This is a genomic window from Streptomyces griseosporeus (assembly GCF_014656055.1).
In the GTDB taxonomy this organism is placed as follows: domain Bacteria; phylum Actinomycetota; class Actinomycetes; order Streptomycetales; family Streptomycetaceae; genus Streptomyces; species Streptomyces griseosporeus.
The window spans coordinates 432,124-458,885 of the sequence record NZ_BNBR01000005.1; the positions used below are offsets into that span (position 1 = coordinate 432,124).

The following is a 26,762-nucleotide window of genomic DNA, read 5'->3' on the forward strand; positions in this document are numbered from 1 at the left end:
GGCTCAGCCCGGGGCCCCGGGCCCCGGCAGCAGCCCCCGCTCCATCGCCACCACCACCGCCCGCGTCCGGTCGTTCACGTCCAGCTTGGCGAACAGGCGCAGCAGATGCGTCTTCACGGTGGCCTCGGCGATGACGAGCCGGCGGCCGATCTCCGCGTTGGTCAGGCCGTCGGCCACCGCCGCCAGGACGTCCGTCTCCCGCTCGGTCAGCGGTTCCTGGGCCGGCCGGCGCATCCGCGCCACCAGCTTCGCGGCGACCCGCGGGGCCAGCACCGTCTCGCCGCGCGCCGCCGCGTGGACGGCGTCGACGAGCTGCTCGCGGGTGGTGTCCTTCAGCAGATAGCCGATGGCACCGGCCTCCACGCCCCGCTCGATGTCCGCGTCCGTGTCGTACGTCGTCAGGATCAGCACCCGGGTGCGCGGGTACCGGGCGACGATCTCGGTCGTCGTCGCCACCCCGTCCAGCACCGGCATCCGCAGATCGACCAGGGCGACATCGGGGTCGTACCGCTCCACCAGGTCCAGCGCCGCCCGGCCGTCGCCCGCCTCGCCGACGATCTCGATGCTCCTCTCGTCGGCGAGCAGCGCGACGACCCCGGCCCGCATCACGGTGTGGTCGTCCACCACGACGACCCGCAGCGGCCCCGCGCTCATGCGTCCCCCTCGTCCGCCACGGGGATCACCGCGAGGACCCGTGTCCCGTCGCCCACCGAACTCGTCACCGTGAGCCTCCCGCCCAGTTCCGCCAGTCGTTTGCGCATGCCGTCGAGGCCGAAGCCCGCCGACTCCTCCACCACGAACCCGCATCCGTCGTCGGTGATCTCCAGCTCCACGCCGTACGGCCGCCGCACCAGCACCACGCCGACGGTGGACGCGCGGGCGTGCTTGCGCACGTTGGCCAGGGACTCCTGGGTGCAGCGCAGCAGCGCGATCCGGGTCCGCTGGTCGCAGTCGAGGTCCGCCAGATCGGCGTCCACGGTGAGCTGGGTGTCCTCGGCGAAACGGTCCAGCGTGCGGCGCAGCGTCCGCGCCACCGAGCCGGACCGCTCGCCGCCGGGCCCCGGCTGCCCGGCCGAGGCGACCAGCTCCCGCGCCTCGGCCAGGTTGTCCCGGGCGGTCGACTCGATCGAGCGCAACTGCCGGGCGCTGCGCCCCGGATCGTCGGCCAGGCCCGCCCGCGCCGCCTCCGCAAGGACGATGATCGACGCGAAGCCCTGCGCGAGCGTGTCGTGGATGTCCCGCGCGATGCGCTCCCGCTCGTCCGCCGCGCCCTGCCGCTGGTGCGCCTCCGACAGCCGCGCCTGCGTCCGCTCCAACTCCTCGATCAGCCGGGCCCGTTCGGTGCTCTGCTCGACGACCGAGTGCGCCCACAGCCCGATCAGGACACCCACCGCGACCACGATCAGCGTGGAGACCGTGGTCTCGCCGAAGAACTCCGCCGACCAGCCCTGCCGGAGCAGGCTGCCGGCCAGCGTGGCGCCGGTGGCGAGCCCCAGGAACACCATCGAGGCCCGCGGGGTGCGCCCGAACATCCAGTAGTGCGGCAGCGTCACCATGAACAGCGCCGCATAACTGCTGCCCAGGTACGCCAGCCCGCCCAGCCCGAGGACCAGCACCGCGAGGTAGACGTGCGGCCGTACGACGGGATTCGACGGGAAGCGGTCGAGCACCGCGTGGCAGAGGACCACGCAGCCGAGCAGGGCCAGCGACTGGTACTTGCTCCCGCCGGGCGGGGCCGTCGTCACCAGCCCGACGGCCATCGCACCGAACAGCACCCGGCACACCGTGTTCCACCGGCGCAGCGACGTCGCCCAGAAGGTGTCGGCCAGGGGAGCGGTCAGAGCGGTCATGACGCTCAACGTACGTCGGCCACCGGCCGCTCGTCGGCCGTTTTCCCCGCCGCGGCCACCGCCCGCACCGGCGCCTTCCCGGGCCACCAACTGGCCTCCCCCAGCAGCAGCATGGCCGACGGCAGGATCATGATGCGGACGACGAAGGCGTCCAGCAGCACGGCCGCGGCGAGGACGAAGCCGATCTGCTTCATCTCGATGATGTGCAGGAAGACGAAGCTGACGAAGACGGTCGTCATCACCACCGCCGCGCTCGTCACCACGCTCGCCGACCGGCGGATCCCCTCCAGCACGGCCTGCCGCGTCGGCACGCCCGCGAGCACGGCCTCCCGGATCCGGCTCACCACGAACACCTGGTAGTCCATCGACAGCCCGAAGAGGATCACGAACAGGAACAGCGGCACCCGCGACCCGATCGACCCCGTGGAGTGGAAGTCCAGCAGCCCCTCCGCCCACGACCCCTGGAAGACCAGCACGAGCAGCCCGAGCGAGGCGGCCGCGGACAGCAGGTTCAGCCCCACCCCGATGACCCCCAGCACGACGGACCGGAACGCGAACGCCGTCATCAGGAACGTCACCAGCAGCAACGCCCCCAGCACCAGCGGCAGTCTGCTGTTCTGGTGGGCGGGGTAGTCGGTGTACCGGGCGACGTCCCCGCTCACCCCGTACTCCGCCCCGGCGACCCGCCCCACGGTCGCGGGCAGATAGCGGTCCCGCAGGTGGTCGAGGGAGTCGTGGGCCTGACCGGAGTTCCCGAGATACGGCACCTTCAGTTCGAGCGTGCTGATCCGCCGGTCCGCGGAGGTCCGCACCGCCGACGCCCCGGCGAACAGCGGATCGGCGTCCGCCCGCCGGGCCAGCTCGCGCAGCGCCCCCGCGACCTCACCGGTCCGCGCGGCATCGGCCCGTACGACGACCTGGTGGGTGACCCGGTGCTCCGGGAACGCCGCGTTGAGCCGGTCGTACACGCGCATCGCGGGGATGGCGCGGGAGTGCGTGTCCCGGCTCATCTCGGTGATCTTCAGCCCGGCCAGCGGGGTGACGAGCGCGAGCAGCGCGAGCACGGACACGCACAGGGTCGCGAGCGGGTGCCGGCTGGCGGGCCGCAGCAGCGCGCCCCACACCCGGCCGCCGCCGTCGCCCCGCGCCCGCCGGACCGGCCTGCCGCGCTCGGCACGCCGCCGCGCCCTGCGCTCCTGCCGCTGCCCGAGCTTGACGAGCAGCGCGGGAAGCGCGGTGAGCGAGCTGGCCACCGCGACCAGGACGACCACGATCGTGCCCGTCGCCAGCGACGAGAAGATGACGTCGGAGGCGAGGTACAGCGTCGCGGTGGAGGCCACCACCGCGCACCCGGACACCACGACCGCCCGGCCCGAGGTCGCCGCGGCCAGCTCCACCAGCGCCCCGGAACTCAGCCGGCCGCCCGAGCGGGCCCGTTCCTCCCGCTCCCGCTTGAGATAGAAGAGGGTGTAGTCGACGCCGACCGCGAGCCCGATCATCAGGATCACGTTCGTACCGACCCCGGCGTCCGGCGACACGTGCGAGACGACCATCGACAGCCCGACGGCCGCCGCGATCGACGACAGCGCGAGCAGCAGCGGCACGCCCGCCATGGTCACCGACCCGAACACGACGAGCAGGGTGACCAGCGTGATCGGCAGCGTGATCTTCTCGGACAGCGCCAGATCGTCCCCGCGCTGCTGCTCGACACCCTTGCTGATGGAGGGACTTCCGGTCTCCTGCACCAGCAGCCCCGGATACGCCGCGCTCACGGCCTCGGTCTGCGCGAGCAGCGCGTCCACCTTGTCCTTGGCGTCGCGCTCCTCGCCCTTGAGCGTGACCTCGACCATCACGACCGAACGGTCCGCCGACAGCACGGGCCGCGCCACACCCGCCACCTCGGGCAGCCGCCGCATCCGCTCGCCCAGTTCCCGCGCGGCGGCGTCGGCCGCGCCCCGGTCCAGGGCACCCGACCGGGCCGAGATCAGCACCTGCTCGCTCGACAGCCGCTCCAGATGCCCCTCGGCCGCCATGGCCTCCGCCCGCCCGGCCTCCCCGACCCGGTAGTCGGCCGTCGTGGCGCTCCGCGTCCCGACGGCACTGCCGACCCCCACGCACAGCACCACGAACACCAGCCAGCCGACCATGGCCCACCAGGGGTGCCGGGCACTCCACCGGGCCGCGCGCACAGTCAATGAATTCATGCCCACGAGCCTCGCGGGCGGGGCACACCGGCAGACAGAGGTGACGGGTTGAACCTCGGGTCCACCGATCGGTGGACGCGCCGCATAAGCTCTGCCTCATGTCGAACCCTGATGAGCTGCTCGTCGCCATCGCCGCCACGGTGGAGGCGGAGCGAAGCAATCAGATGTCCCTGACCGTGGTCGTCGGCGGTGCCGTCATCACCGGGCGGCTGGCTCCCGAGGCCGTGTGGCGGGAGCGGGTGGCGGAGGTGCTGAAGGACTCCGACCGGCTGGGCCCGTTCTCGGACGTCTTCGCCCGCGGTTCCCTGGCGAAGCGGCCCGCGCGCGGCGAGGCACCCACGCATCTGCACTTCCACCTCGCCCGGATCCTCCAGGGCAGCCTCGGGATCCCGGAGACGGGCGGGATGTACCGGGTCGCCATCAAGGACATCAGCGCGTGGACCGTGGGCGATCTCACCTATTTCGAACAGTGAGCCGGACGTGCGCGGCCCCCGCCGCAGAACGACGGGGGCCGCGCACATCAACATCAGGCCGGGAACTTCGCCATAAGGCCTGCCATAAGGCCTAGGCGGCCGACTCGTTGCCCGGGCGCCGGCGTCGTCCCTGGGACTGCGACTGGCCGTTCTGGCCCGTGCGGGCCTGGCCGGTACGGGGCTGACCGGTGCGCGCCTGACCGCCGCGGCTGCCGCGGGAGCGGCGGCTGCGTGACGGGGCCGAGGTGCGGCGGGGGCTCTCGGCGACCGGCACGGTGATCACCACGGGGACGCCGGACGGCGCCTGCGCGCCGGTGATGCGGCTCAGCTCCGCCTCGCCCGAGCGGACCGGCGTGATCCGCGGGGTGATGCCGGCCGACGCCATCAGCCGGGCCATGCCGCGCCGCTGGGCGGGCGTCACCAGCGTGACCACGCTGCCCGACTCGCCGGCCCGGGCCGTACGGCCGCCCCGGTGCAGGTAGTCCTTGTGGTCGGCGGGCGGATCGACGTTGACGACCAGGTCGAGGCTGTCGACGTGGATGCCGCGCGCGGCGACGTTGGTGGCGACCAGGACGGTGACGTGCCCGTCCTTGAACTGCGCCAGCGTCCGGGTGCGCTGCGGCTGGGAGCGGCCCCCGTGCAGGGCGGCGGCGCGGACCCCGCTGTTCAGCAGGTGCTTGGTCAGCCGGTCCACGGCGTGCTTGGTGTCCAGGAACATGATGACCCGGCCGTCCCGCGCCGCGATCTCCGTGGTCGTGCGGTGCTTGTCCGCCTCGTCCACGTGCAGGATGTGGTGCTCCATGGTGACGACGGCACCGGCCGACGGGTCCACGGAGTGCACCACCGGGTCGCTCAGGTAGCGGCGGACCAGCAGGTCGACGTTGCGGTCCAGGGTGGCGGAGAACAGCAGCCGCTGACCGCCGGGCCGTACCTGGTCGAGCAGGGCGGTGACCTGCGGCATGAAGCCCATGTCGGTCATCTGGTCGGCCTCGTCGAGGACGGTGACGCCGACGTCGTCGAGCCGGCAGTCGCCCCGGTCGATGAGGTCCTTCAGCCGGCCGGGCGTCGCCACGACGACCTCCGCGCCGGCGCGCAGCGCACCGGCCTGCCGGCCGATGGACATGCCGCCGACGACGGTGGCCAGCCGCAGCCGCACCGAGCGGGCGTAGGGCGTGAGCGCGTCGGTGACCTGCTGGGCCAGCTCCCGGGTGGGGACGAGGACCAGTGCGAGCGGCTGGCGCGGCTCGGCGCGCTTGCCCGCCGTGCGGGCGAGGACGGCGAGGCCGAAGGCGAGGGTCTTGCCGGAGCCGGTCCGGCCGCGGCCGAGCACGTCACGGCCGGCCAGGGAGTTCGGCAGGGTCGCCGCCTGGATGGGGAACGGTACGGTCACCCCTTCCTGGCCGAGCGTGGTCAGCAGCGGCGCCGGCAGGCCGAGGTCGCCGAACGCCTCGACGGCGGGCAGGGCCGGCGTGACCGTCTTCGGCAGCGCGAACTCACCGCCGACGGGCTGCCGGCCCGCGGGGACGGTGGAGCGGCGACGGGACGAACCGGCGGAGCCGGAGCCGGAGCGGTCGTAGGTGCGCGTCGCACGCGGGCGACCGCCGCTGGTGCGGGTGCGGTTCATGGGGAACCTTCCTTGATGCGGCACGTATCAAGGAATTTCCGCGGCAGAATGAGCAGCGCAGGGAATCGCGAGAACGAGCCGGAGAATGTGGCGGGGCGGAATCGCCCCGGGAAAAGCGAATTACCGGAGGTGCCGGTAATGGGTGATGCGGGGACAAAGCGAACTGGGGCCCGCACCCAAGGTGCGGGCCCCAGCTGCCAAGTGCGCGTCGGCGCAGGTGCGTCAGGCGGGAACGATGTTCTCGGCCGTCGGGCCCTTCTGGCCCTGAGCGACGTCGAACGTCACCTTCTGGCCTTCCAGCAGCTCGCGGAAGCCCTGGGTGGCGATGTTCGAGTAGTGGGCGAAGACGTCGGGGCCGCCGCCGTCCTGCTCGATGAAGCCGAAGCCCTTTTCCGAGTTGAACCACTTCACAGTGCCAGTAGCCATTGTTTTCTCCTTCGGGGGACGGTGTCAGGAATGCACACCGTGCGCATTCCGTGTCGCCGTTATGATCAGCCGTCGGAAAAACCGTCTGGCAACCACACCTGCAACTGACGTCGACACTAGCACGTCGGTGTCGGCCACGCGCGGAAAATACCCCCGCGCAGCCTGCGGTTTCGGGAATATGTCTGTCTCGTCGCACCGATTTCTAATGCGGCGACCACAGATATCGGTTTCCGCGAGGTGCGGTCCGGCCGTCGGGCGTGAGCGCCCGCAACGCTATGACCTCGCGCGACGGCCCCGGCCCGGCCGCTCCCCTCGTCCCGCCGGCGCATCGCCGACGAACGGCCCCGGGTCGGAAGGGAGAGGAAGGTCACAGTCACTCGTGTCGTCCTCCGCGAAGGCGGGCGCCCGGAAGGGGTCCGTCGCGGGAGGCGGCGAGGGTGCGGCGGTGCGGAGGGGTTGTTCGTCCGGTGCGGAGAACAGCGGCGTCGGGATCAGAGGAGCTCTCTCTCGTCGCAGGCCCCCGGTCAGGGGGCCTGGTGTGTGACCAGGAGCGGTGCTGCTACAGCTTGGTCATCTTGGCGTACGGGCTCAGGACCCGCACCTGCGCCGAGCCGAAGTCCACGAGTGCCGCGATGCCGTCCTCGATGCCGATCACCCGGCCCAGGCCGTACACGTCGTGGGTGACCTGGTCGCCCATGGCGAAGTGCTTGGGAGCGGGTGCGACCGGCGCCTTGAAGGGGCTGGTGGCCAAGTGGCGCTTCGGTGCAGCGTGTTTTGTCATGGCTCAGTATGCGCCCTCGCGGCCCCCTGGCGGGAGCCCCGTCTCACGAGGGCCTGCCCGCAGCTCCCGCTCCAGCGCCAGCAGACGCCGTACCGCGGGGGGTGCCTGGCGGACCTCGGCGGTGCGGCCCTCGCCCTGCCACAGGGCAAGTGCCCCCAGCAGCGCGGAGTCGCAGAACGACACGTCGGCGCAGTCCAGGACGAGGCGGGTACGGCCGTCCGCGGCGGCGGCCGTGAGGATCGCGCGCAGCGGGGCGGCGCTGAAGTGGTCGATGTCACCGCGCAGCCGGACATGGAGGGTGTCCCCGCCGGGCGGCGTACGGGAATCCCCGCCGGGCGTCTTGCGCGAGCCCTCACCGGGCGTCTTGCGCGAGCCCTCACCGGGCGTCTTGCGCGAGCCCTCGCCGGGCGTCGGGTACGGGCCCTCGCCGGGCGTCGGGTACGGGCCCTCGCCGGGCGTCGCGGGGGAGTGGCCGCTTATGCCGCAGGGCGCGGGCGGGGCGGACAGTATCGGGCTGGAGCCGGAGGTATGCACGCCAGGGGCAACGGCCGCACCGCCCGCCGGCCACGGGTGGGGCCGGTGGATCACTCCTCGGGCGTCCGAGGATCCCCGATGCGAGGGAATCCCGCCGCCCGGCCGCTACCCGCGTTCCTGTCCGCCGCGGGCGTCACCCCGTCGTGAGCATGCCCTCGCGCAGCCGGGCCACGATCCGCGACAGCAGCCGTGAGACGTGCATCTGGGACATGCCGAGCCGCCGGCCGATCTCCGCCTGGGTGAGTTCCTCCACGAACCGCAGGTGCAGGATCAGCCGGTCGCGCTCGGCGAGGCCGGCGATGAGCGGGGCCAGCGCGTGGAAGTTCTCCACGAGTTCCATGCCCGGGTCCTCGGCGCCGATGAACTCCGTCAGCGCCGCGTCGTTCTCGTCGGCGTCCGTGCGGACGGCCGCGTCCAGCGAGGTGGACGTGAAGCCGTTCGCGGCGACCTGCGCCTCGACGACCTCCTCCTCGCTGAGGTTCATCAGCGCCGCCAGCTCCGAGACCTTCGGGGACCGGCCGAGCCGGGTGCTCAGCTCCTCGGTGGCCTTGGTGAGTTCGGTACGGGCCTCCTGCAGCCGCCGCGGCACGTGCACCGCCCAGGAGGTGTCACGGAAGAACCGCTTGATCTCCCCGACGATGTACGGCACCGCGAAGCTGGTGAACTGCACCTCGCGGGAGACCTCGAAACGGTCGATCGCCTTGATCAGCCCGATGACGCCGACCTGGACGATGTCCTCCATCGTCTGGTTGCCGCCGCTGCGGAACCGGCTCGCCGCGTACCGCACGAGCGACATGTTGATCTCGATGAGCGTGTTGCGGGCGTACTGGTACTCGGGCGTGCCCTCCTCCAGTACGGCGAGACGTTCGAGGAAGACCTTGGTCAGCGTGCGTGCGTCCTGCGGGCCGACCTTCTGCGGCTCCGCGATCTGGGGCAGTTCCGCCTCGGTCCGCGTCACCGTGTCGACCTTCGCCGCCATCACACAGCCCTCCCTGTCGTCCCGGCCCGCCCCGTGCTCCGGCGAGCCGCCTTGAAGGGCCGATGCCCCGCATCTCACCGCTCATGCCCCCGCGGTGAAGGAAATGTGAGCAGCGCCACTCGGCGGGGGCAGTGCGAGCGAGGCCTCCACCGCCTTGCCGTGCGGTCCCTTCCGCACCCGTACCCGGGACGCGAGCCGGAGGACCATCGGCCATCCGAAGCCTCCCGGCTGGCTGACCGGTGTACGGCGCCGGTGCGGCGGCCGGGGGCTCGCGTCCGCCACGGTCACGGTGATCGCCTCCGGGTCGGTGCGCAGGCCGAAGCCGGTGACGCCGCCGGCGTGCCGGATCGCGTTGGTGACCAGTTCGGAGACCACGAGCAACGCGGCGTCCGTCACCTCCGGCTCGCCGGGGGCGACCTCCGCGAGGAACGCGCGGGTCAGGTCGCGGGCCCGGCCCGCCGACTCCGGGACGGCGGGCCGGCGCCGCGGGAAACGCCCCCGGCGCTGAGCCTCGTCGAGGGAAGGACGCACACGCCCACCTCCATCGCTAGCCGTTCGTGCCTTTTGCTCCGTTTACCCGAGCCGGTGATGATCAGACGCATCCGGCGCGTACTCCGAGAGGTTCGCCACAACGGCACAGGTCCCGCCGGCTCGGGGAACACGGGTGGGAGACGGTTGCCGTTTGCCGAGCGTCCGCGCGGCAAAAAGGGATGTCGGCCGTACACGTGCGGTCGTACACCGCGGTCGTACACCGCGGTCATGCACCGCGGTCGTCCCGTGCCGGGATGCGCACGAGGAAGGAGCTGGGAATGTGTCAGGCCGTCCGGTCGCCGGTCTCCGCCGCGCCCGCGTCCTGTATGCGCAGCGCCGCCGCGTCGCAGAACGCCTCCAGGCCCTCCAGCAGTGCCGTCCGCTGCGCGGCGGGCATCAGGGCCAGCACCGCCTGGAGCTCCCGCTCCCTGCGGATACGGAGGTCGGCCAGGAAGGCGCGCCCCCGGCTGCTGAGGTGCAGCCGGACCTCGCGCCGGTCGGCGGGGCTGACGGCGCGCTCGACGAATCCGGCGGCCTGGAGCCGGTCGCACAGGCGGCTGGTCGACGGCGGCGTGGAGGCGAGCGAGTCGGCGAGCGTGCCCAGGTTGATGCCGTCGTGGTGTTCCAGGATGAGCAGCAGGCGCAGCTGGGACGCCGAGGCGGGCGCGGTCGAGGCCCGGCCCCAGAGCACCTCCAGCAGCTCCGCGGCCGTGGAGGTCACACGGGCGACCTCGGCGGGCTGTGGGCGCGGGCGGAAGGCAGTCACGGTCACACTCTCGCAGGAACCGGGGCGGCCGTCAGCGTACTAGGCGGACGGCCTCGGCGACCGGCGGCGGACGGCCCGCTTCCCACCGGGCCGGGCCACGGGAGTCCGGCGTAAGGATTGGTGTTTTTCTCATCGTGAACAGATTTGTGACCGCCGAGCGCGCCCTGCGCACGGCGGCACCCCACGAGTTGCTCGACGCCGTCCGGCGCGTACTGGTCGAGCAGTACGCGGCGGAGTCCGTCGAGCTGTTCATGGCCGACTACGGCCTGAGCGTGCTCCAGCCGGTGTCCGTGCTGCCCCACACCACGGACCCGGTCCCGGTGCACAGCAGCCCCGCGGGCCGTGCCTTCGGCGCGCAGGAGCCGTACGTGGAGTCCGTACCGGGCGGCAGGGCGCGCACGCACCTGCCCGTCACCGTGCGCGGCGACCGGCTCGGCGTGCTCACGGTGACGATGGCCGACGCCGAGCACGCCCGCAAGCATCTCGACGAGCTGGCCGACGTCGCCCAGGTGCTCGCGCACGAGGTGGTCGTCGCCGAGCGGGACACCGACATCTACCTCCAGGCCCGCCGCAGGGACCGGCTCACCCTCGCCGCCGAGATGCAGTGGCAGCTGCTGCCCGGCCGCTCCTGCACCCGCCCCGAGTACGAGCTGGGCGCCCAGCTGGAGCCCGCGTACGCCATCTTCGGCGACAACTTCGACTGGTCGGCGACCGCCGACAGCCTGACGCTGTACGTCACCAACGGCATGGGCGAGGGCACGGAGGCGTCCCTGCTGACCAACCTGGCCGTCAACGCCCTGCGCAACGCCCGCCGGGCCGGCCTCCCGCTCGCCGACCAGGCGGCCCTGGCCGACCAGGCCGTCTACGCGCACTACCGGGGCCGCAGCTACCTGTCGGTGCTGATGCTCGACTTCGAGCTGGCCACCGGCCGCGCCCGGGTGGTGGACGCGGGCTCCCCGCAGATGCTGCGGCTGCGCGGCGGCACCGTGGAACGCGTCGGCTTCGACGCCCAGCTGCCGCTCGGCATGTTCGAGGAGACCGACTACGTCGCCCAGGAGTTCCAGGCGGAACCCGGCGACCGGCTGCTCTTCGTCAGCGACGGGGTGTACGCCGTCGCGTCGCCCGAGGGCAAGGCGTACGGCGACGAGGCCCTGACCCGGGCCATCCACGCCACACGCCTGCTGCCGGCGGCCGAGGTGCCGCGGGCCGTCCTGCGGGAACTGACCGGTCACCGCGGCCGGCCGGCGCCGGACGACGACGCGCTGGTGGTCTGCCTGGACTGGCACGGACGCTGACCGGGCAATGGTCCGGAAGAGGGGTCTTCGGGGTCCGTCCACGGGCCTCGGGCGCTTGTTGTTCGCGCTACACCCCACCGCTAATGTTTGTCACACGGCAATTATTCGGCCGGGGCCGGCCGACGCACGGCCGCGGAACCTGTACCGAGGGAGACGATGCGGGTGGCGGAGCAGGACAGGACCCACGGGGCGGCACAGGAGCTGAGCGGCTTCCTCCGGCGGCGCCGCGAGCAGATCGCCCAGCGCTGGGCCGACACCCCGTTGTTCCGTACGGTCTTCACCGTCTCCCGCGACGAGGCGGTGGACGCGGGCAAGGCCGTCGTCGACGCCCTGGCGGAGGTCGCTGCCGGCGGCAGGCTGGAGGACATCACCGCGCCCGGCTTCGGCGCCGTCCGCGACCAGCTGGGCCGTACCGCCGCCGCACGGGCCCGCACCGGGTCCACCCCCGCCCAGATCGCCGACGAGGTCGCCGACCTGCGGGTGTCCGCCGCCGAGCTGCTGCGCGCGGAGTACAGCGACCCGGCGGCACGGGAGGCGCACGAGGCGGCGCTGACGCTGGCCGTCCTCATGGGTACGCTGCGGCTGGTGGTGATGGAAACGGCGCTCAACGCCGGCGCCGAACTGATCGAACGTCAGCGGCAGCAGCTGATGGAGGTGGCCACGCCGGTCATCCAGCTGTGGGAGGGCATCGTCGCCGTACCCCTGATCGGCACGCTGGACAGCGCCCGCAGCCAGGTGGTCATGGAGAGCCTGCTGGAGGCGATCGTCGACCAGCGCGCCGCGTACGCCATCCTCGACATCACCGGCGTGCCCACGGTCGACTCGCTCGTCGCGCAGCACCTGATGAAGACGGTGGCGGCGGCCCGGCTGATGGGCGCCGAGTGCATCGTCTCCGGCATCCGGCCCGCGATCGCGCAGACCATCGTGCATCTCGGCATCGACCTGGGGTCGGTCGTCACCCGCGCCGGGCTCGCCGACGCGCTGGCGTACGCGCTGGCCCGGCAGGGCATCGTGGTGCCGGCCGCTCCCGGGACGATCCCCTCATGACCGCCCCCTATCCGGGAAGCCCCCATGTGCCGGTGCTGGCGCTGGGGGACGTCCTGCTGGTCACCCTTCAGGGGGAGTTGCACGACGGGACGGCCGAGCAGCTCCAGCAGGACATCGTCGAGCGCATCGCGCGCAGCGGTGCCTCGGGTGTCGTGATCGACATCTCGGGCGTGGAGATCGTCGACTCGTTCCTCGGCCGCGTGCTCGCCGAGATCGCCGCCAGCGCCGCGCTGATGGCGGCCCGCACGGTCCTGGCCGGGATGCGCCCGGCCGTCGCGATCACCCTCGTCGAGCTGGGCCTCACGCTGCCCTCGCTGACCACCGCGCTGGATGTGGACCGGGCGATGGAACTGCTGTCCGCCCCGACGGCGGACCGCACGCGGGCGGTGGACCGCGCGCAGGCGGTGAACCGGGCCCGGGCGGGGAACCGGACGAGGCCCGCCCTCGGACCGCGACCCGTACAGCCCGCCACCGCACGCCCTGCGGGCGGGCTGTCGCCGGTAGGTGGTGGTACGGCGCCCGTGGGCGGTGCGTGGCCGGTGGGTGGTGCGGCGTCCGTGGGCGGTGCGTGGCCGGTGGGTGGTGCGGCGTCCGTGGACGGGATCCCGCCCGTGGGCGGTACGGCGTCCGTTGACGGCGCCCCGCCCGTGGGCGGTACAGCGTCCGTGGACGGGACCCGGCCCGTGGACGGTACGGCGTCCGTGGACCGTACGAAGGGGGGCCCCTGATGGCCGAAGAGCCCCGGCCCCCGGCCTCGATCAGCCTGCCCATCGACACGGACGCCGACCTGGCCCGGATCCGGCAGCAGGTGCGGCAGGCCGCGACCGACCTCGGATTCGGACTGGTGCAGCAGACCAAACTGATCACCGCGGCCAGCGAACTGGCCCGCAACACCCTCGTGCACGGGGGCGGCGGCGTCGTGGAGATCACCCGGCTGCACGAGGGCCACCGCACCGGGCTGCGGCTGTGCTTCGTGGACCACGGCCCCGGCATCCGGGACGTGGACCTGGCCATGACGGACGGTTACACCAGCGGCGGCGGTCTCGGCCTCGGCCTGAGCGGGTCCAAGCGGCTGGTGCACGAGTTCGCCCTGGACACCGAACCCGGGCGCGGCACCACCGTCACCGTGGTCGCCTGGGCCTCCGGCGTGCCCGCGCCCCGCTCCGGCGCGGGCTCGTTCCGACCGGGGGCCGGATGAACAGGGCGTGGGACGTTCCGGTGCACGACTCCACCCGGGTACGGGACGTCCGGGTGGCGGCCGAGACCGCGTGCCGGGACGTCGGTCTCGACGCGCGCCGCACCGCCAACGCCGCGCTGGTCGCCACCGAGCTGGCGACCAACCTGCTCAAGCACGCCGGCGGCGGCCGCGTCGTCGTCAACCTCGTCGACGCGCCCGAGCCGGGCGGCCGTACCCCCGCGGTGCAGCTGGTCTCGCTCGACCACGGTCCCGGCATCCCCGACGTCGCCGCGGCCCTGCGGGACGGGTTCACCACGGCCACCACGTCCCTCGGCGCGGGGCTCGGCACCTGCCGGCGCATCGCCGACGGCTTCGACCTGTACAGCGTGCGGGGCCGCGGGACGGTCGTCCTGGCCCGCATCGACCCCGCGCCCGCGGCCGTACCCGCGGCCGTACCCGCACAGGCCCCCGCACCCGCCCCCGCACCGCGGCGGGCGGCGGCCCGCGCCGGCGGCGTCAACGTCCCCCTCGCCCCCGCCGAACACTCCGGCGACGCCTGGACCTGGGCCCGCTCCGGCCCGCTGCTGACCTTCATGCTGGCCGACGGCCTCGGCCACGGCACCAAGGCCGCCCACGCCTCCGCCACCGCCGTCGACACCCTGCGCCGCTCGGCCCATCTGCCGCCCGCCGAGATCCTCCGCCGCCTCGACACGGCGCTACGGCCCACCCGCGGCGCCGCCGTGGCCGTGGCCCAACTGGACCACGACGACGCCCACCTGAGCTTCGCCGGGGTCGGCAACGCCGGGGCCCGGCTGCGCACCGGCGACCGCTGGCACCACCTGGTCTCCCACCCCGGCATCGTCGGCGCCGCCTTCCCGGCCAACGTGCCGGTGCAGCGGGCGCCCTGGACCGCCGGCAGCCTGCTCGTCCTGCACAGCGACGGCCTGCCCAGCCGTTGGACACCCCCCGACGAGCCGCATCTGCTCACCCGCGACCCCGCGCTGATCGCCGCGGCCGTCCTCCGGGACGCCAGCAGCGCGGCCAGCCCCGCACGCGACGACACCAGCGTGGCCGTACTGGCCCCCGAGTGCCGGACCGAGGCCCATGAACGCCCATGACATCTGGACCATCCGCTCCGTGGCCGACGCGGCCCGCGCACGCACACTCCTGTCCCGCGTCACGGCCGAGACCGGCCTGCCGGCCGTGGAACGCGCCCGCTTCCTGACCGACATCACGGCACGCCTGCGGGAGGGCCTGGCGGCGGGGGGTGCGGAGGTACTGATCGACGGCTGGGAGCCGGGGTCGGGGCCGGAGCGGGAGCCGGGGCCGGACGCGGGCGCGTCGTGCGCGGACTCCGCGGAGGACGCTTCCGGCGCGGGTGCCGCTGACGCGGGGGCCTCTGACGCGGGTGCCGCTGGCGCTGACGGTGCCGAGGGGGGCGTTTCCGGCGCGGGGGCCTCTCACGCGGATGGTGCCGAGGGGGGCGTTTCCGGCGCGGGGGCCTCTGGCGCTGACTGTGCCGAGGGGCACGCTTCCGGCGCGGGGGCCTCTGACGCGGATGGTGCCGAAGGGGGCGCTTCCGGCGCGGATGGTGCCCAGAGAGGCCCTTCCGGCGCGGATGCCTCTGACGCGGACGCCCCGGCCCCCGCCCCGGCCGCCGACAAGGACGCCCCGCACGACGGCACCACCCCCCGCCTGCGCATCGTCGTACGACCGCACGGCGCGCCCCCGGCCCGCTACACCCTGCCCCGCCCCCGCCGCTCCCGCCGCCCCACCCGCGAGCCGTCCCCGTCACGGCAGGCGACCGCGGCGCCCACCCACCGGCCGGAGCGCGCAACGCCCGCCCACCCGGCGGACGCTGCCACGCCCGCCCACCCGGCGAAGGTGACCACCGACGACCTGGCCGAAGCCGTCCTCGCCTGCGCCGAGGACACCGCGGCCCTCCTCGACCTGCTCGCCGAGCAGGAGGAACTGGTCCGGTTCCACCGGGAGGAGCTGCACCAGACCAACCAGGGCGTCCTCGCCCTGCACGCCGAGCTGGAGGCCGCCGTACAGGCGCAGCACGACCTGCTCGACGCCGAGCGGGCCGCGCGCGCGGACGCGGAGAAGTCGCGCCGCCTGCTGACGTTCCTCGCGGACGCCAGCGCCGCCGTGACCGCGTCCCTCGACCCCGAGGACATCCTGCGCCGCCTGCCGGAGCTGCTGATCCCGGACTACGCCGCCGAGGCCGACATCTGGCTCTTCGACGAGGAACCCGGCGAGGGGCAGGCGCCCCGCAGGACCGACCGCCCGGCCGCCGCCGTGACCGCGGCGCGCACCGGACGGCCCCAGCACGCCGCCCCGCACCCCGGCGGCCTGCCCGGCGTCGACGATCTGCCGCCCTCGGTGCTCTTCCCGGACCGCCCGCTGCTCTGCATCCCGCTCACCGCGCCCCGCCTGCTGGGCGTGCTGACGCTGACCGCGCCCGGGCCCCGCTTCGACCCCGACACCGCCGTGATGCTGATGGAGCTGGCCGGCCGGCTGGCCATCGCCCTGGACCACGCCCGGCGCTACGAGCAGCACCGCGACGTCGCCGAGGCGCTGCAGCGCGCCCAGCTGACCGAACTGCCCCTCACCGAGGGCGTGGACCTGGCCGCCCGCTACCTGCCGGCCACGCGCGGCCTGAACATCGGCGGTGACTGGTACGACGCGTTCGTGCAGCCCGACGGCAGTGTGCTCGCGGTGATAGGGGACGTCACGGGGCACGGCCTGAACGCGGCGGTCATGATGGGCCAGTTGCGCACCGCGCTGCGCGCCTACGCCGTCGAGGACGACAGCCCCGCCCGCATCCTCACCCGCCTGCACCACATGCTCTGCCACCAGCAGCCGACGCTGTACGCGACGGCGGTGATCGCCCGTTTCCGCCCCGGTGACCCGACGCTGGTGTGGGCGGCGGCGGGCCATCCGCCCGCGGTGGTCAGGTCCCCCGACGGAACGGTCCGCGTCCTCGACGCGAGACCGGGCATCATGCTGGGCGTCCCGCTCCCCTTCACCTACGAGGACCACACGCTCCCCCTGCACCCCGGCTCGACGGTGGCCCTGTACACCGACGGCCTGGTCGAACGCCGGTCCCAGGGCATCGACCCCGGCATCGAACGCCTGGCCCAGGCCATGGGCGCGCTCAGCGGCGCGGACCTGGAGGACCTGGACGCGTCGGCGGAGGCCCTGCTGAAACCACTCCTGCACGACTCGGAACGCGACGACGACGTCTGCCTGCTGCTGTGCAGGACAAGGTAAGGGATCAGGACTCGCCGGACGGCGGGGGCGCCGAGGCCCCCCGCACCGCGGCGAAGGCCCGCAGCCCCCGCCGGAGCGCCTCCCGGTCGTCGGGCTCCATGGCCCCGAGCACGTCGGCGAGGGCCTGGGCCCGCCGCGCCGCGACGTCGTCGAGCACCCGCCGCCCCCGCACGGTCAGCCCGAGCCGCACCTCGCGCCGCCGGTGCGGATGCAGGGCCCGCTCCAGCAGCCCGGCGGCCTCCAGCCGGTCGCACAGCCGGCTGGCGGTGGGCAGCCCTATCTCCAACTGCTCGGCCAGTCCGGTCAGATTCAGCCCGGGAGCGGCCTGAAGCACCCGCAGCGCCCGCAACTGATGCGGCGACAACCGCAGTACGGCGGCCTGCGCGGCCAGCGACCAGAGAACCGCCAGACTCTCCACGGCCCCGGCGACGTCCCACGCGACGTCCCACGCGACGGTCTCCGCCCCGTCCTCGTCCCCGAGCCTGTCCGCACGCTCGCCGCCGGTCCCACCGAGCCGGGTCACGAACACATCACTCTCACTGCACTCCACGCACGCCAGCCGTCCCCCTCACCCCCACGCTGTACCCGGCAACGCGAGGGGCAAGCAGACGTGGATGCCATGGGCACCTTCTCCTCACGCCGCCCGGCGCGGCCCGCGCGTCCGGGGCATCCGGCGGGGCTTCGGGGGGCTCACCCGCGAGGGGTGAGGCGACCTCCCCGGGGGTGCCGAAGACTGGGTGGGCACGGAGCCGTGACGACCCTGAGCAGGGGGCCCATGTGAACCGGTACACGTCTGTGGCGCCCGATGAAGAGCCACGAGGACACGGGCGGGAGCGGCGCCGGTGACCGGGAGGGCCGGGACCGCGGGGACGGCCGGGACGACGAGGCAGCCGACGCCGCAGCGACACGTGCTGGCCGCCCTCGCGCTGGCGCAGTTCATCTGCAGCTTCGCCGGCTCCAACATGAACGTGATGATCAACGACATCAGCGAGGACCTCGACACCACCGTCCAGGGCGTCCAGGTGGCCATCACGGCCTTCCTCCTGGTGATGGCCGCGCTGATGATCCCCGGCGGCAGACTCACCGACCGCTACGGCCGCAAACGCTGCTTCCTGACCGGTCTGATCGTCTACGCGATCGGGGCCCTGCTGAGCGCGGCCGCCCCGGGACTCGGTGTCCTGATCCTCGGCAACTCGATCCTGGAAGGCATCGGCACGGCGCTGCTGATCCCCCCGGTCTACATCCTCACGACCCTCCTCTATCCGGATGTCACCTCCCGGGCCCGTGCCTTCGGGGTCGTCATGGCGCTGGGCGGCATCGGAGCGGCGGCCGGGCCGCTGATCGGCGGCCTGATCACCACCGCGATCAGCTGGCGCGCGGCCTTCGTCTTCCAGGCCCTGGTGATCGCGGTGATCGTCCTGCTCAGCCGCCGTATCGACGACCCGCTGCCGCCGGACCCGACCCGCTCCTTCGACACCGTCGGCGCGGTGCTCTCCGCGGTCGGCCTGGTCCTCGTCGTCATGGGCATCCTGGCCACGGACGACAACGTCTGGCTCATGATCGCGCTGCTGGTCCTCGGCGCCCTGGTGCTCGGCTGGTTCTTCCGCTCCGCCCGCGCGAAGGAGGCCTCCGGCCGGGAGCCGCTGCTCTCCCTGAGCCTCTTCCGCAACCGCCCGTCCAACCTCGGCCTCGTCACCCAGAACATCCAGTGGCTGGTGCTCATGGGCACGTCGTTCACGGTCGCCGCCTACCTCCAGGTCGTGCGCGGCTACGACGCCATCCAGACCGGCGTCGTCTTCACGGCGGCCACCTCGGGCCTGCTGGCCTCGTCGCTGTCGGCGGAGCGGCTGGCCCGCCGGTACGCCCAGCGCACGCTCATCATGTCCGGCTTCGTCGTGTCCATCGCCGGGATAGTGATCCTGATCATCCTGGCCAGGGCCTACTCCACCGCCTGGGCGTTCGTCCCCGGCCTCGTCCTCATCGGTCTCGGTCTCGGCGTCATGCTGACCCCGTCCGTCAACGTCGTCCAGTCGAGCTTCCCCGAGGAACAACAGGGAGAGATCTCGGGCCTGTCCCGCAGCGTGTCCAACCTCGGCTCGTCCTTCGGCACCGCCATCGCGGGCACCATCCTGGTGGCGGGCCTCAGCAAGGGCGCCTACGCGGCCGCGATGATCACCCTGGCGGCGACAGGCCTCATCGGCCTGACAGCGGCCGCCCTCCTGCCCCGCGCCTCCCGCACCTCCTAGAGTGCGGGGCAACTGATGCCCCGTGGCGGAACCGCCAGGCCGAATGCTCCGCCGACGCCGCCTCGTCCCGCCCTCGTCCGCCCCGAAGCCGAACCGGCTGGGCTCCCCACCCGGCCCGAGCCAGGAGAAACCGCCGAAGGGGCATCCCGCGTGCCCTTGGTCGACGTACGATCCGGGAAAGTCGGCTCGCTGAGAGGCGTACGTGGCCAGCACTCACAACCAGCAAGTCCTCGCTGAGCACAAGGCGAAGTTCGAGCGGAGGGTCCTCGGGGGGCGGGAGTTCAACAAGCTGCTCCATGAAATGGGCGCGGAGCCCTACCGTTTCGTGGAGGACCAGAAGGACGGCCGGCGCTGGTGGATCTACATCACCTTGCCGGAGAACGTCCGGGACACCTTCGACCTGCACCTTGAGGTGCTGTGTCTGTCGGCCTCCTACGAGCGGGTGGAGCCGCGCACGCTCGACACGATCGCAGAGCGCTTACGCAGCAGAGAGGCACGGCTGGATCCCGACTTCGCGATCCTCCTCACCCCGGACGCGGGAGCGGAGAAACTCGTCCGTCGCCGCCGCGGCCAGCTCCCGATTCTCACCATCGACTCCAACGAGCTTCTGGGAGACGGGCGCCGGATAAGCCTGCGCGAGCGCCTCGCGCAGATCATGGTCACCCATGACCACTACGACCTGACCAAGCCCATCACCGAACCCACGGCGTTCTACGGGCGCCGTGCCGAGGTGCGAGAGCTCGACTTCGCCCTGGACCGGGGCCAGTCCGTGGGCATCTTCGGGCTGCGCAAGGCCGGGAAGACCTCGCTGCTCAACTATGTGGAGAAGCATCGCGCGGAGGAGGGCAAGCCCGTCGTCCGGCTGGACATCAGCGGACTGACGGCCGAGCAGTTCCAGCTCAGCCTGCTGGTGGAGTGCCACAAACTGCTGCGTACCCGGCAGGGAATCGCCCCCCGGCTGACCTCGCTCACCCGCGACGGCCGCCCTCACCCCGTGGCGAACATCTCCACGCACTGGATCAACGACCTGGACATCATGCTGGACGCCTTGGACAGCCGCCTGGAGCTGTTCGTGGACGAGATCGACCAGGCCTGGCCCGGCCGCTCCAACCTGGAGGAGGACGAGGCGCGAGCGTTGTTGCGCTGCCTCACCCAGCTGCGCGGCGTCATCCAGCGCCGCGAAGCCGAGGGGAAGGACGGCATCGGCATCGTGTGCGCAGGGGTGGACCCCGCGATTTTCGAGCGCCCACTCGTCGGCGGGCGGGACAATCTCCTCTACAAGTTCGTGCGCCTGTCTTTCCTCTCGCCCATGAAGAAGGACGAGATGCAGGAGATGGTGCGCAGCCTCGGCAAGCGCATGGGGCTGCGCTACCGGGACCCCGCGACCATCGACTTCCTCTTCCGCGAGTTCGGCGGTCACCCCCTGTTGACCCGCAAGGCGTGCTCCGCTGCGGCCCGCAGGCGCCCCGACGACGTCATCCCCTGGCACGTTCCCCTGGAAGCCCTGGAAAGCGCCCTGCAGCTGCGCGGGCCCAACACGCCGCGCTCCGAGGTCGCGGACGTACTGAAGTCGTTCACCGACTGGTTCGGGGACGAGGCGGCCATGCTGCCGCTGCTGTGGTCGGAGGACCCGGACGAGCAGCGGGACGCGCGCGAATGGGCCGAGAGCGAGCCGGACATGGCCGCGCACCTGGTGTCGTACGGCATCACCGACGAGACCTGGGCTCCGCGGATCCACGCCATGCGCGACCTGGTGCTGAAGTGAGGTTCTGATGCGGCTCTTACCCACCCAGCGGCGCTGGGTCGACCAGGTCTGCGAGTACCTCATAGACGGGGAGACGGTCATCGTCCGGGGCGTTCCGGGCTCCGGCAAGACCGTCCTGCTGGAGGCGGTGGCGCGCGAGCTCGGGGAGACCAGCGTGTGCACCTGGGGGCGTGACTACACCGACGACAACCAGCAGGAACGCACCACTGCGTTCCAGGAGGGCGTCCGAAAGGCACTGGACCGGCACGGCGCCGCCCATCTGCTCTTCGACGACTATCCCCACGCCTTGCGCAACACGCACGGCCTACGGCTCCAGCGGCAGCTGCTTCAGCTGCTGGTCGACGGCGAGCAAGCGGTCGACACCGGCGCCCTTCTGACCGGCCGGTGGGGCCGCAGCATGCACCTGGTCTCCAGTGGTTCCCCCCTGGTGGCCCGCGCCCGCGTCGTGGCGCTGCCGGTCGCCCGGGAAGCGGACTTCGCGGAAGTGGGTTGCGCCGGCTCGGCTGACGCCCTGGAGGCCGTCGGCGGTAACGCCGCGCTGCTGGGCAAGGTGGTGCCTGTGCTGGGGCGCGCTGCCCTCCACCAGGTGCGCGACACCGCCGAGGCGCTCGCGCCCAAGTGGATCCAGGACGTGCCGTGGGAGGCAGCCAGCTGGATCAAACGCGTGGTGCGTGGAGGGCCGGCCGCCCTGCCCGCGGACGACTCCGCGATCGAGGCGCTGGCCCCGTTGCTCGTTCCCGCAGGCGAGCGGCGCGACGGCACGCCTCGGTACGGGGTGGTGCGCGCCCTGCATGCGGACGCGGCTCGCGCCACGCTGGACGGCCGGGCACCCACCTGGCCGGCCACCTGGCAGGCGTCCGTGAAAACCTTCTGCGGATTCCTGTCGGGAGTCCCGGAGGCCGTCTGGGTGGACCGGTACATGGCTGCCAAGCCGGCGCAGCTCTTACGTTTCGTCGGGGCCGTACGTGCCGTCTGCCGAACTCCGCTGCGGCTGCTGATCGCCAAGAACCCCAACGACACCGCGTTGACAGCCGCCGATGTCGCCGCCTTCGCACGGGAACGCTGCCAGGTCAGGATCATGCATCCCGGCGACCGCAAGCAGCTCCACGACCGCCAGCTGATCTTCCTGGGCGATCTGGAGGGCGGGGTGGTGCTGCCCACCGCTCGCGTCCTGATGTCCCAGGACCCGCCGGGTTCGGCGGTCGCGGTACGAGCCCCGACTCTCGACCGCAAGTTGATACTCGACGCCTGGGGTCGCGCCCGACCGCCGGCGGTTTGAGCAGCCAACAAACAAACCCCAGGCCGTCGGCCTGGGGTTTCTCTCTGGAGCGGGTGACGAGAATCGAACTCGCGCTCTCAGCTTGGGAAGCTGATGTTCTACCATTAAACTACACCCGCGTAAGTCACCGGCGCCCCCGCGAGGGCGGTGCCGGAACCGTCGCCCACTGTACCGCATCCCAGGCTCCCGGTGTTCAAGGCCGGGGGCCTGGCGCGTTTCCGGGGGTGGGGGGATCCGGGTGCGGGCGGCGAGAGTTGGGGCGTACGGTGGGGGTGTGGGGGAGGGCTCCGGTGGGTCGGAGTGCCGCCTGGAGGGGCGTCCCTTTCATCCCGTAATGTGGGGCTTCGTCGTCACGGCATTCCCGCCCGATGTGACGCGGCTCTTGGGGAAGGGACTCTAGGACTTGATGGAGCGCACCGTCGTCCGTTGTGCCGATGGGCACGTGTTCACCACCGCTTCGTTCCCGATGCAGCAGGCCGAGCGACTCGGGCCCGGCCGGCTCGTGCGGTGTCCTCGGTGTGCCCGGCTCCGCAGTGCGGTGCCGGTGCCGGTGGCCTTCGAGAAGCGGTAGCGGCAACACGCGGCGAACCGGAAGATCGCCCGGCGTGCGGAGTCGTCCCGATTGGGGGGCTCCGCACGCCTTGCGTATCCTCGGGGAGTGCTTCTCTCAGACAAGGACATCCGGGCCGAGATCGACGCCGGGCGGGTTCGGATCGACCCCTACGACGAATCCATGGTGCAGCCGTCGAGCATCGACGTGCGTCTCGACCGGTTCTTCCGTGTTTTCGAGAACCACCGCTACCCCCACATCGACCCCTCCATCGAGCAGGCCGACCTCACGCGGCTGGTGGAGCCCGAGGGGGACGAGCCGTTCATCCTGCACCCCGGGGAGTTCGTGCTCGCCTCGACGTACGAGGTGATCACCCTGCCCGACGACCTCGCCTCCCGGCTGGAGGGCAAGAGCTCCCTCGGCCGGCTCGGGCTCGTCACCCACTCCACGGCCGGCTTCATCGACCCCGGCTTCTCCGGGCACGTGACCCTGGAGCTGAGCAACCTCGCCACGCTCCCCATCAAGCTCTGGCCCGGCATGAAGATCGGCCAGCTGTGCATGTTCCGGCTCAGCTCGCCCGCGGAGTTCCCCTACGGCAGCGAGCGCTACGGCTCCCGCTACCAGGGCCAGCGCGGGCCGACCGCCTCCCGTTCCTACCTCAACTTCCATCGAACCCAGGTGTGAGCGCCGACATGTCCGCCGTACGAGAGAACCTGACCTACGAGCAGTTCGGCACCGCCGTCCGCGAGCTCGCCCAGACCATCGCCGACGACGGCTACCAGCCGGACGTCGTGCTCAGCATCGCCCGCGGCGGCGTCTTCGTGGCCGGCGGGCTGGCCTACGCCCTCGACTGCAAGAACATCCACCTGGTGAACGTCGAGTTCTACACCGGCGTGGGCGAGACGCTGGAGATGCCGGTCATGCTGGCGCCCGTCCCCAACGCGATCGACTTCACCGACAAGAAGGTCCTGATCGCCGACGACGTCGCCGACACCGGCAAGACCCTCAAGCTGGTCCACGACTTCTGCCTCGACCACGTCGCCGAGGTCCGCTCCGCGGTCATCTACGAGAAGTCCCAGTCGCTGGTGAAGTGCGAGTACGTCTGGAAGCGCACGGACGACTGGATCAACTTCCCGTGGAGCGTCGAGCCGCCCGTGGTGAAGCGTGAGGGTCAGGTTCTCGACGCCTGATCAAGCGGACGCAGCAAGAAGGGGCTCCTCGCCGTCGGCGGGGAGCCCCTTCCGTGTCCTCGGTCGGCAGCGCTCAGAACGTGCCCAGCTTCACGATCGACAGCAGTGCGATCAGCTGGATCGACGACGCGCCCAGGGCCTTCGGCCACGGGAGGTCGTGGGAGCGGCTCACCATCAGGGTGAGGAGGGCGCCGCCGGCCACCCAGGTGGCCCAGCCGAGCGCCTGGACGAACGTCGCGTCGCCGCCCGCGAACATGGCGAAGATCAGGCGGGGCGCGTCCGAGAGGGACATGATCAGCATGGAGAGGCCGACCGTGGGCTGCCAGGCGCCGTCGCCGCCCAGCTGGCGGGCGAGGGTGTGGGTGACCACGCCGAGCACGAACGCCGACAGCACCATCGCCACCGCCGTCGTCAGGACGATCGGGATCGCGTTGGAGAGCGTGGCGTTGATCGCGTCCTCGCGGGCGCCGTCGAAGCCGAAGACCGCGAGCAGGCCGTAGAGGAAGGTCACGATCAGGGCCGGGGCCCACATCGTGTAGTCGCGCATGCGGAGGAACGTCTGGTTCGGGGAGAGGACGATCCCCTTCAGCAGGTCCTTCCAGGGCAGGCGGGGGCCGATCGGGCCGGACGGGGCCGCCGTCGAGCCCGCCTGGTAGGTGCCGCCCTGGGTGTATCCGGCGTCGTACCCGGCCTGCTCGTCGATCGAGAACGCCTGCGTGTGGCCCGGGTTGTTCGCCGCGTACGGGTCGGGCGCGTGCCCCGGGTCGCCGCCGAAGTACTCCGGTCCCTCCGGGCCGGGACCGTAACCCTGGCCGGGGCCGGGGCCGTAGCCGCCGTACTGCGGCGGGCGCTGCTGCCCCTGCGGGTACGGGTGCGGAGCCTGCGGGTAGCCGTATGCCGGCCCCTGTCCCTGCGGCGCCTGCTGTCCGTACGGGGGGTGTTGCGGTCGCGCTTGCGGGGCGCGGTCGTCCCGGCCGCCGCGTCCGATCCTGAATCCAGCCACGCCTTCGAACGTACCTGGTTCCGCAGAGTGACGTGCCCGCGGCCGGTGTTCGGGCGGGGCTTTGCTGCCGACCTGTGACATCCCCTAAGGGCGCTGGCGCCCGAGCATCCGGGGCGCCTCCGGGCGGTCCCGGGGAACCTCCCCGCCCAGGGCGGGCACCGGGAACCTCAAGGTGCCACCGGCCGTTCGAAGAACGTCTCCAGCACCACCGTCGCCTGCGTCCCGCTCACCCCGTCGATCGCGTACAGGCGCCGCAGCACGTCCTGGAGTTGTTCCGTCGTCGCCGTCCTGACCTTGACCAGGACCGACGCGCTGCCCGCGATCACATGCGCCTCCTGGATCTCGGGGATGGCGGCGAACCGGTCGCCCGAGTCGCCGACCCACCGGCTGGAGTCGACCATGACGAAGGCGAGGACACCCCGGCCGAGCGCCGCCGGGTCGACCTCGACCGTCGTCCGCCGGATCACGCCCCGCTCGCGCAGCTTGCGCACCCGGTCGTGGGTGGCGCCGGCGGAGAGGCCGACGGCCTGGCCCAGGGCGGCGTAGGGCGTCGTCGCGTCCTGCTGGAGCAGCGCGAGCAGGTGCCGGTCGACCTCGTCCATCCAGACCTCATTCGGTGAATTGCTTGATCTGCCGATTTACATTCTGCATAGTGGGCCTCCAGGAGATCAAGATCCGATACGACGGTGAGGTGGGCGGCATGCCCGGCGCGCGACCGGAGTTGTACGAGACCCTCGACGAGCGCTTCCGCACCGGCCGGTGCACCGCGGGCGACTCCCGGCTGGAGGTCCTGTACGAGGGCTGCCGCTGGGCCGAGGGACCCCTCTACGTGCCCGCCGGGCGGTACGTGGTGTGGAGCGACATCCCCAACGACCGTCTGCTGCGCTGGGACGAGACCACCGGCGCGGTCGGCGTCTTCCGCTCGCCCGCCGGTCATCCCAACGGCAACACGCTGGACACCGAGGGCCGGCTCGTCACCTGCGAGCAGGGCAACCGGCGCGTCACCCGCACCGAGCACGACGGCTCGGTCACCGTCCTCGCCGACCGCTACCGGGGCAAGCGGCTCAACAGCCCCAACGACGCCGCCGTGAAGTCCGACGGGGCCGTCTACTTCTCCGACCCCGACTTCGGCATCACCAGCGACTACGAGGGCTACCGCGCCGAGAGCGAGATCGGTGCCTGCAACGTCTACCGGATCGACCCCGGCAGCGGCGAGGTCCGGCTGGTCGCCGACGGGTTCCAGGGCCCCAACGGGCTGGTGTTCTCGCCCGACGAGAGCCGCCTGTACGTCTCCGACAGCCGCGCCAACCACATCCGCGTCTTCGACGTCCGCGACGACGGCACCCTCGGCGACGCGGGCGTCTTCGCCGAGTGCAGGACCGGCAGGTTCGACAACATCCGCTTCGACGACGAGGGCCGGCTGTGGGCCGCCGCCATGGACGGCGGCGTGCACTGCTACGACCCCGACGGCACCCTCCTCGGCCGGCTGCTGGTGCCCGACGTCGTCGCCAACATCCGCTTCGGCGGCGCCAAGCGCAACCGCCTGTTCATCGCCGCCGACACCACGCTGTACTCGCTGGTGACGGGCGTCACCGGGACCGGACCCCTGCCGGGCGTACAGCACGGACCGGGCCGCCCGTAGATTGACGCCGTCCGTAGATTTACGGAGAGCAGCACACACGTCAGCAAGCCCGTCCGAGGAGCCACCGTGACCGACCCGGCGTCCGCGTCCCCTTCCGCCCAGCAGGCCTCGCAGGCTCAGCAGG

24 protein-coding genes, 1 tRNA gene and 2 pseudogenes are annotated in these 26,762 nt (G+C 72.4%); 13 read left to right on the forward strand and 14 right to left on the reverse strand.

Annotated features, from left to right (window positions below; all coding sequences use genetic code 11):
- Window positions 1-3: 3 nt before the first annotated feature.
- From IE308_RS25035 to IE308_RS25045, 3 genes are read right to left on the reverse strand one after another with little or no spacing between them, the layout of a single operon-like run.
- Window positions 4-654, reverse strand: coding sequence for a response regulator (locus IE308_RS25035; RefSeq protein WP_190219643.1), 651 nt, complete (start codon window positions 652-654; stop codon window positions 4-6).
- Complete coding sequence (locus tag IE308_RS25040) at window positions 651-1,850, reverse strand: sensor histidine kinase (RefSeq protein ID WP_190219644.1); 1,200 nt, start codon at window positions 1,848-1,850, stop codon at window positions 651-653. The genes IE308_RS25035 and IE308_RS25040 overlap by 4 nt, the downstream gene beginning before the upstream one ends.
- Before the next feature lie 5 nt (window positions 1,851-1,855).
- A complete protein-coding gene (locus IE308_RS25045; protein ID WP_190219645.1) occupies window positions 1,856-4,054 on the reverse strand; it encodes an MMPL family transporter in 2,199 nt (732 codons plus the stop codon).
- 98 nt (window positions 4,055-4,152) lie between these two features.
- On the opposite strand from IE308_RS25045, the gene IE308_RS25050 reads away from it, so the two are divergent.
- A complete protein-coding gene (locus tag IE308_RS25050) occupies window positions 4,153-4,527 on the forward strand; it encodes a GvpU-like protein (RefSeq protein WP_190219646.1) in 375 nt (124 codons plus the stop codon).
- A gap of 91 nt (window positions 4,528-4,618) precedes the next feature.
- On the opposite strand, the gene IE308_RS25055 is transcribed toward IE308_RS25050, so the two are convergent.
- The 7 genes from IE308_RS25055 to IE308_RS25085 all read right to left on the reverse strand — a co-directional run bounded on the left by IE308_RS25055 (window position 4,619) and on the right by IE308_RS25085 (window position 10,174).
- Window positions 4,619-6,151, reverse strand: coding sequence for a DEAD/DEAH box helicase (locus tag IE308_RS25055; RefSeq protein WP_229909043.1), 1,533 nt, complete (start codon window positions 6,149-6,151; stop codon window positions 4,619-4,621).
- A gap of 222 nt (window positions 6,152-6,373) precedes the next feature.
- A complete protein-coding gene (locus IE308_RS25060) occupies window positions 6,374-6,577 on the reverse strand; it encodes a cold-shock protein (protein ID WP_110629364.1) in 204 nt (67 codons plus the stop codon).
- Window positions 6,578-7,136: 559 nt separating this feature from the next.
- Window positions 7,137-7,358, reverse strand: coding sequence for a hypothetical protein (locus IE308_RS25065; protein WP_110629365.1), 222 nt, complete (start codon window positions 7,356-7,358; stop codon window positions 7,137-7,139).
- A gap of 3 nt (window positions 7,359-7,361) precedes the next feature.
- Window positions 7,362-7,892, reverse strand: coding sequence for an STAS domain-containing protein (locus tag IE308_RS25070; RefSeq protein ID WP_190219647.1), 531 nt, complete (start codon window positions 7,890-7,892; stop codon window positions 7,362-7,364).
- Between the two features lie 133 nt (window positions 7,893-8,025).
- Window positions 8,026-8,871: an RNA polymerase sigma factor SigF gene (locus IE308_RS25075; protein ID WP_190219648.1), complete on the reverse strand. Its 846-nt coding sequence runs from the start codon at window positions 8,869-8,871 to the stop codon at window positions 8,026-8,028.
- An 81-nt stretch (window positions 8,872-8,952) separates the two neighbouring features.
- On the reverse strand, window positions 8,953-9,402 hold the full coding sequence (locus IE308_RS25080; protein WP_110629368.1) for an ATP-binding protein: 450 nt from the start codon (window positions 9,400-9,402) through the stop codon (window positions 8,953-8,955).
- Between the two features lie 283 nt (window positions 9,403-9,685).
- Window positions 9,686-10,174: a MarR family transcriptional regulator gene (locus tag IE308_RS25085; protein ID WP_229909044.1), complete on the reverse strand. Its 489-nt coding sequence runs from the start codon at window positions 10,172-10,174 to the stop codon at window positions 9,686-9,688.
- 128 nt (window positions 10,175-10,302) lie between these two features.
- On the opposite strand from IE308_RS25085, the gene IE308_RS25090 reads away from it, so the two are divergent.
- The 6 genes and pseudogenes from IE308_RS25090 to IE308_RS25115 all read left to right on the forward strand — a co-directional run.
- On the forward strand, window positions 10,303-11,463 hold the full coding sequence (locus tag IE308_RS25090; protein ID WP_190219649.1) for a PP2C family protein-serine/threonine phosphatase: 1,161 nt from the start codon (window positions 10,303-10,305) through the stop codon (window positions 11,461-11,463).
- A 156-nt stretch (window positions 11,464-11,619) separates the two neighbouring features.
- Complete coding sequence (locus tag IE308_RS25095) at window positions 11,620-12,510, forward strand: STAS domain-containing protein (protein ID WP_190219650.1); 891 nt, start codon at window positions 11,620-11,622, stop codon at window positions 12,508-12,510.
- A pseudogene (locus IE308_RS25100) lies at window positions 12,507-12,878 on the forward strand (STAS domain-containing protein); the annotation flags it as partial. The gene IE308_RS25095 and the pseudogene IE308_RS25100, both read left to right, overlap by 4 nt.
- Window positions 12,879-13,237: 359 nt before the next feature.
- The gene (locus IE308_RS25105) at window positions 13,238-13,708 is read left to right on the forward strand and encodes an anti-sigma regulatory factor (protein WP_110629372.1); all 471 of its coding nucleotides are present in this window, start codon (window positions 13,238-13,240) and stop codon (window positions 13,706-13,708) included.
- Window positions 13,705-14,805: an ATP-binding SpoIIE family protein phosphatase gene (locus IE308_RS25110; RefSeq protein ID WP_190219651.1), complete on the forward strand. Its 1,101-nt coding sequence runs from the start codon at window positions 13,705-13,707 to the stop codon at window positions 14,803-14,805. Before IE308_RS25105 ends, IE308_RS25110 begins: the two co-directional genes overlap by 4 nt.
- A gap of 667 nt (window positions 14,806-15,472) precedes the next feature.
- Window positions 15,473-16,963, forward strand: a pseudogene (locus IE308_RS25115) (PP2C family protein-serine/threonine phosphatase); the annotation flags it as partial.
- 4 nt (window positions 16,964-16,967) lie between these two features.
- Here IE308_RS25115 and IE308_RS25120 read toward each other — a convergent pair.
- Window positions 16,968-17,486, reverse strand: a complete 519-nt coding sequence (locus IE308_RS25120) for a MarR family winged helix-turn-helix transcriptional regulator (RefSeq protein ID WP_190219652.1) — start codon at window positions 17,484-17,486, stop codon at window positions 16,968-16,970.
- 385 nt (window positions 17,487-17,871) lie between these two features.
- On the opposite strand from IE308_RS25120, the gene IE308_RS25125 reads away from it, so the two are divergent.
- The 3 genes from IE308_RS25125 to IE308_RS25135 all read left to right on the forward strand — a co-directional run bounded on the left by IE308_RS25125 (window position 17,872) and on the right by IE308_RS25135 (window position 22,253).
- Window positions 17,872-19,209 (forward strand): MFS transporter, encoded by a 1,338-nt coding sequence (locus IE308_RS25125; protein ID WP_190219846.1) that lies wholly within the window; start codon window positions 17,872-17,874, stop codon window positions 19,207-19,209.
- Window positions 19,210-19,411: 202 nt separating this feature from the next.
- On the forward strand, window positions 19,412-20,974 hold the full coding sequence (locus tag IE308_RS25130) for an ATP-binding protein (protein ID WP_190219653.1): 1,563 nt from the start codon (window positions 19,412-19,414) through the stop codon (window positions 20,972-20,974).
- A 7-nt stretch (window positions 20,975-20,981) separates the two neighbouring features.
- A complete protein-coding gene (locus IE308_RS25135; protein WP_190219654.1) occupies window positions 20,982-22,253 on the forward strand; it encodes an ATP-binding protein in 1,272 nt (423 codons plus the stop codon).
- 45 nt (window positions 22,254-22,298) lie between these two features.
- Here the strand turns inward: IE308_RS25135 and IE308_RS25140 are convergent.
- A tRNA-Gly gene (locus IE308_RS25140) sits at window positions 22,299-22,372 on the reverse strand.
- A 539-nt stretch (window positions 22,373-22,911) separates the two neighbouring features.
- Between IE308_RS25140 and dcd the strand changes: the two genes are divergently transcribed.
- Together dcd and IE308_RS25150 are read left to right on the forward strand one after the other, a co-directional pair.
- Complete coding sequence (gene dcd / locus IE308_RS25145; protein WP_110629378.1) at window positions 22,912-23,487, forward strand: dCTP deaminase; 576 nt, start codon at window positions 22,912-22,914, stop codon at window positions 23,485-23,487.
- An 8-nt stretch (window positions 23,488-23,495) separates the two neighbouring features.
- A complete protein-coding gene (locus IE308_RS25150) occupies window positions 23,496-23,993 on the forward strand; it encodes a phosphoribosyltransferase (protein ID WP_110636804.1) in 498 nt (165 codons plus the stop codon).
- 73 nt (window positions 23,994-24,066) lie between these two features.
- On the opposite strand, the gene IE308_RS25155 is transcribed toward IE308_RS25150, so the two are convergent.
- Together IE308_RS25155 and IE308_RS25160 are read right to left on the reverse strand one after the other, a co-directional pair.
- Window positions 24,067-25,077, reverse strand: a complete 1,011-nt coding sequence (locus tag IE308_RS25155) for a Yip1 family protein (protein ID WP_110629379.1) — start codon at window positions 25,075-25,077, stop codon at window positions 24,067-24,069.
- An 86-nt stretch (window positions 25,078-25,163) separates the two neighbouring features.
- On the reverse strand, window positions 25,164-25,598 hold the full coding sequence (locus IE308_RS25160; RefSeq protein WP_190219655.1) for an Lrp/AsnC family transcriptional regulator: 435 nt from the start codon (window positions 25,596-25,598) through the stop codon (window positions 25,164-25,166).
- 98 nt (window positions 25,599-25,696) lie between these two features.
- On the opposite strand from IE308_RS25160, the gene IE308_RS25165 reads away from it, so the two are divergent.
- Entirely contained in the window at window positions 25,697-26,638 is a 942-nt protein-coding gene (locus IE308_RS25165; protein ID WP_190219847.1) for an SMP-30/gluconolactonase/LRE family protein, read from the forward strand.
- Window positions 26,639-26,762: the final 124 nt, after the last annotated feature.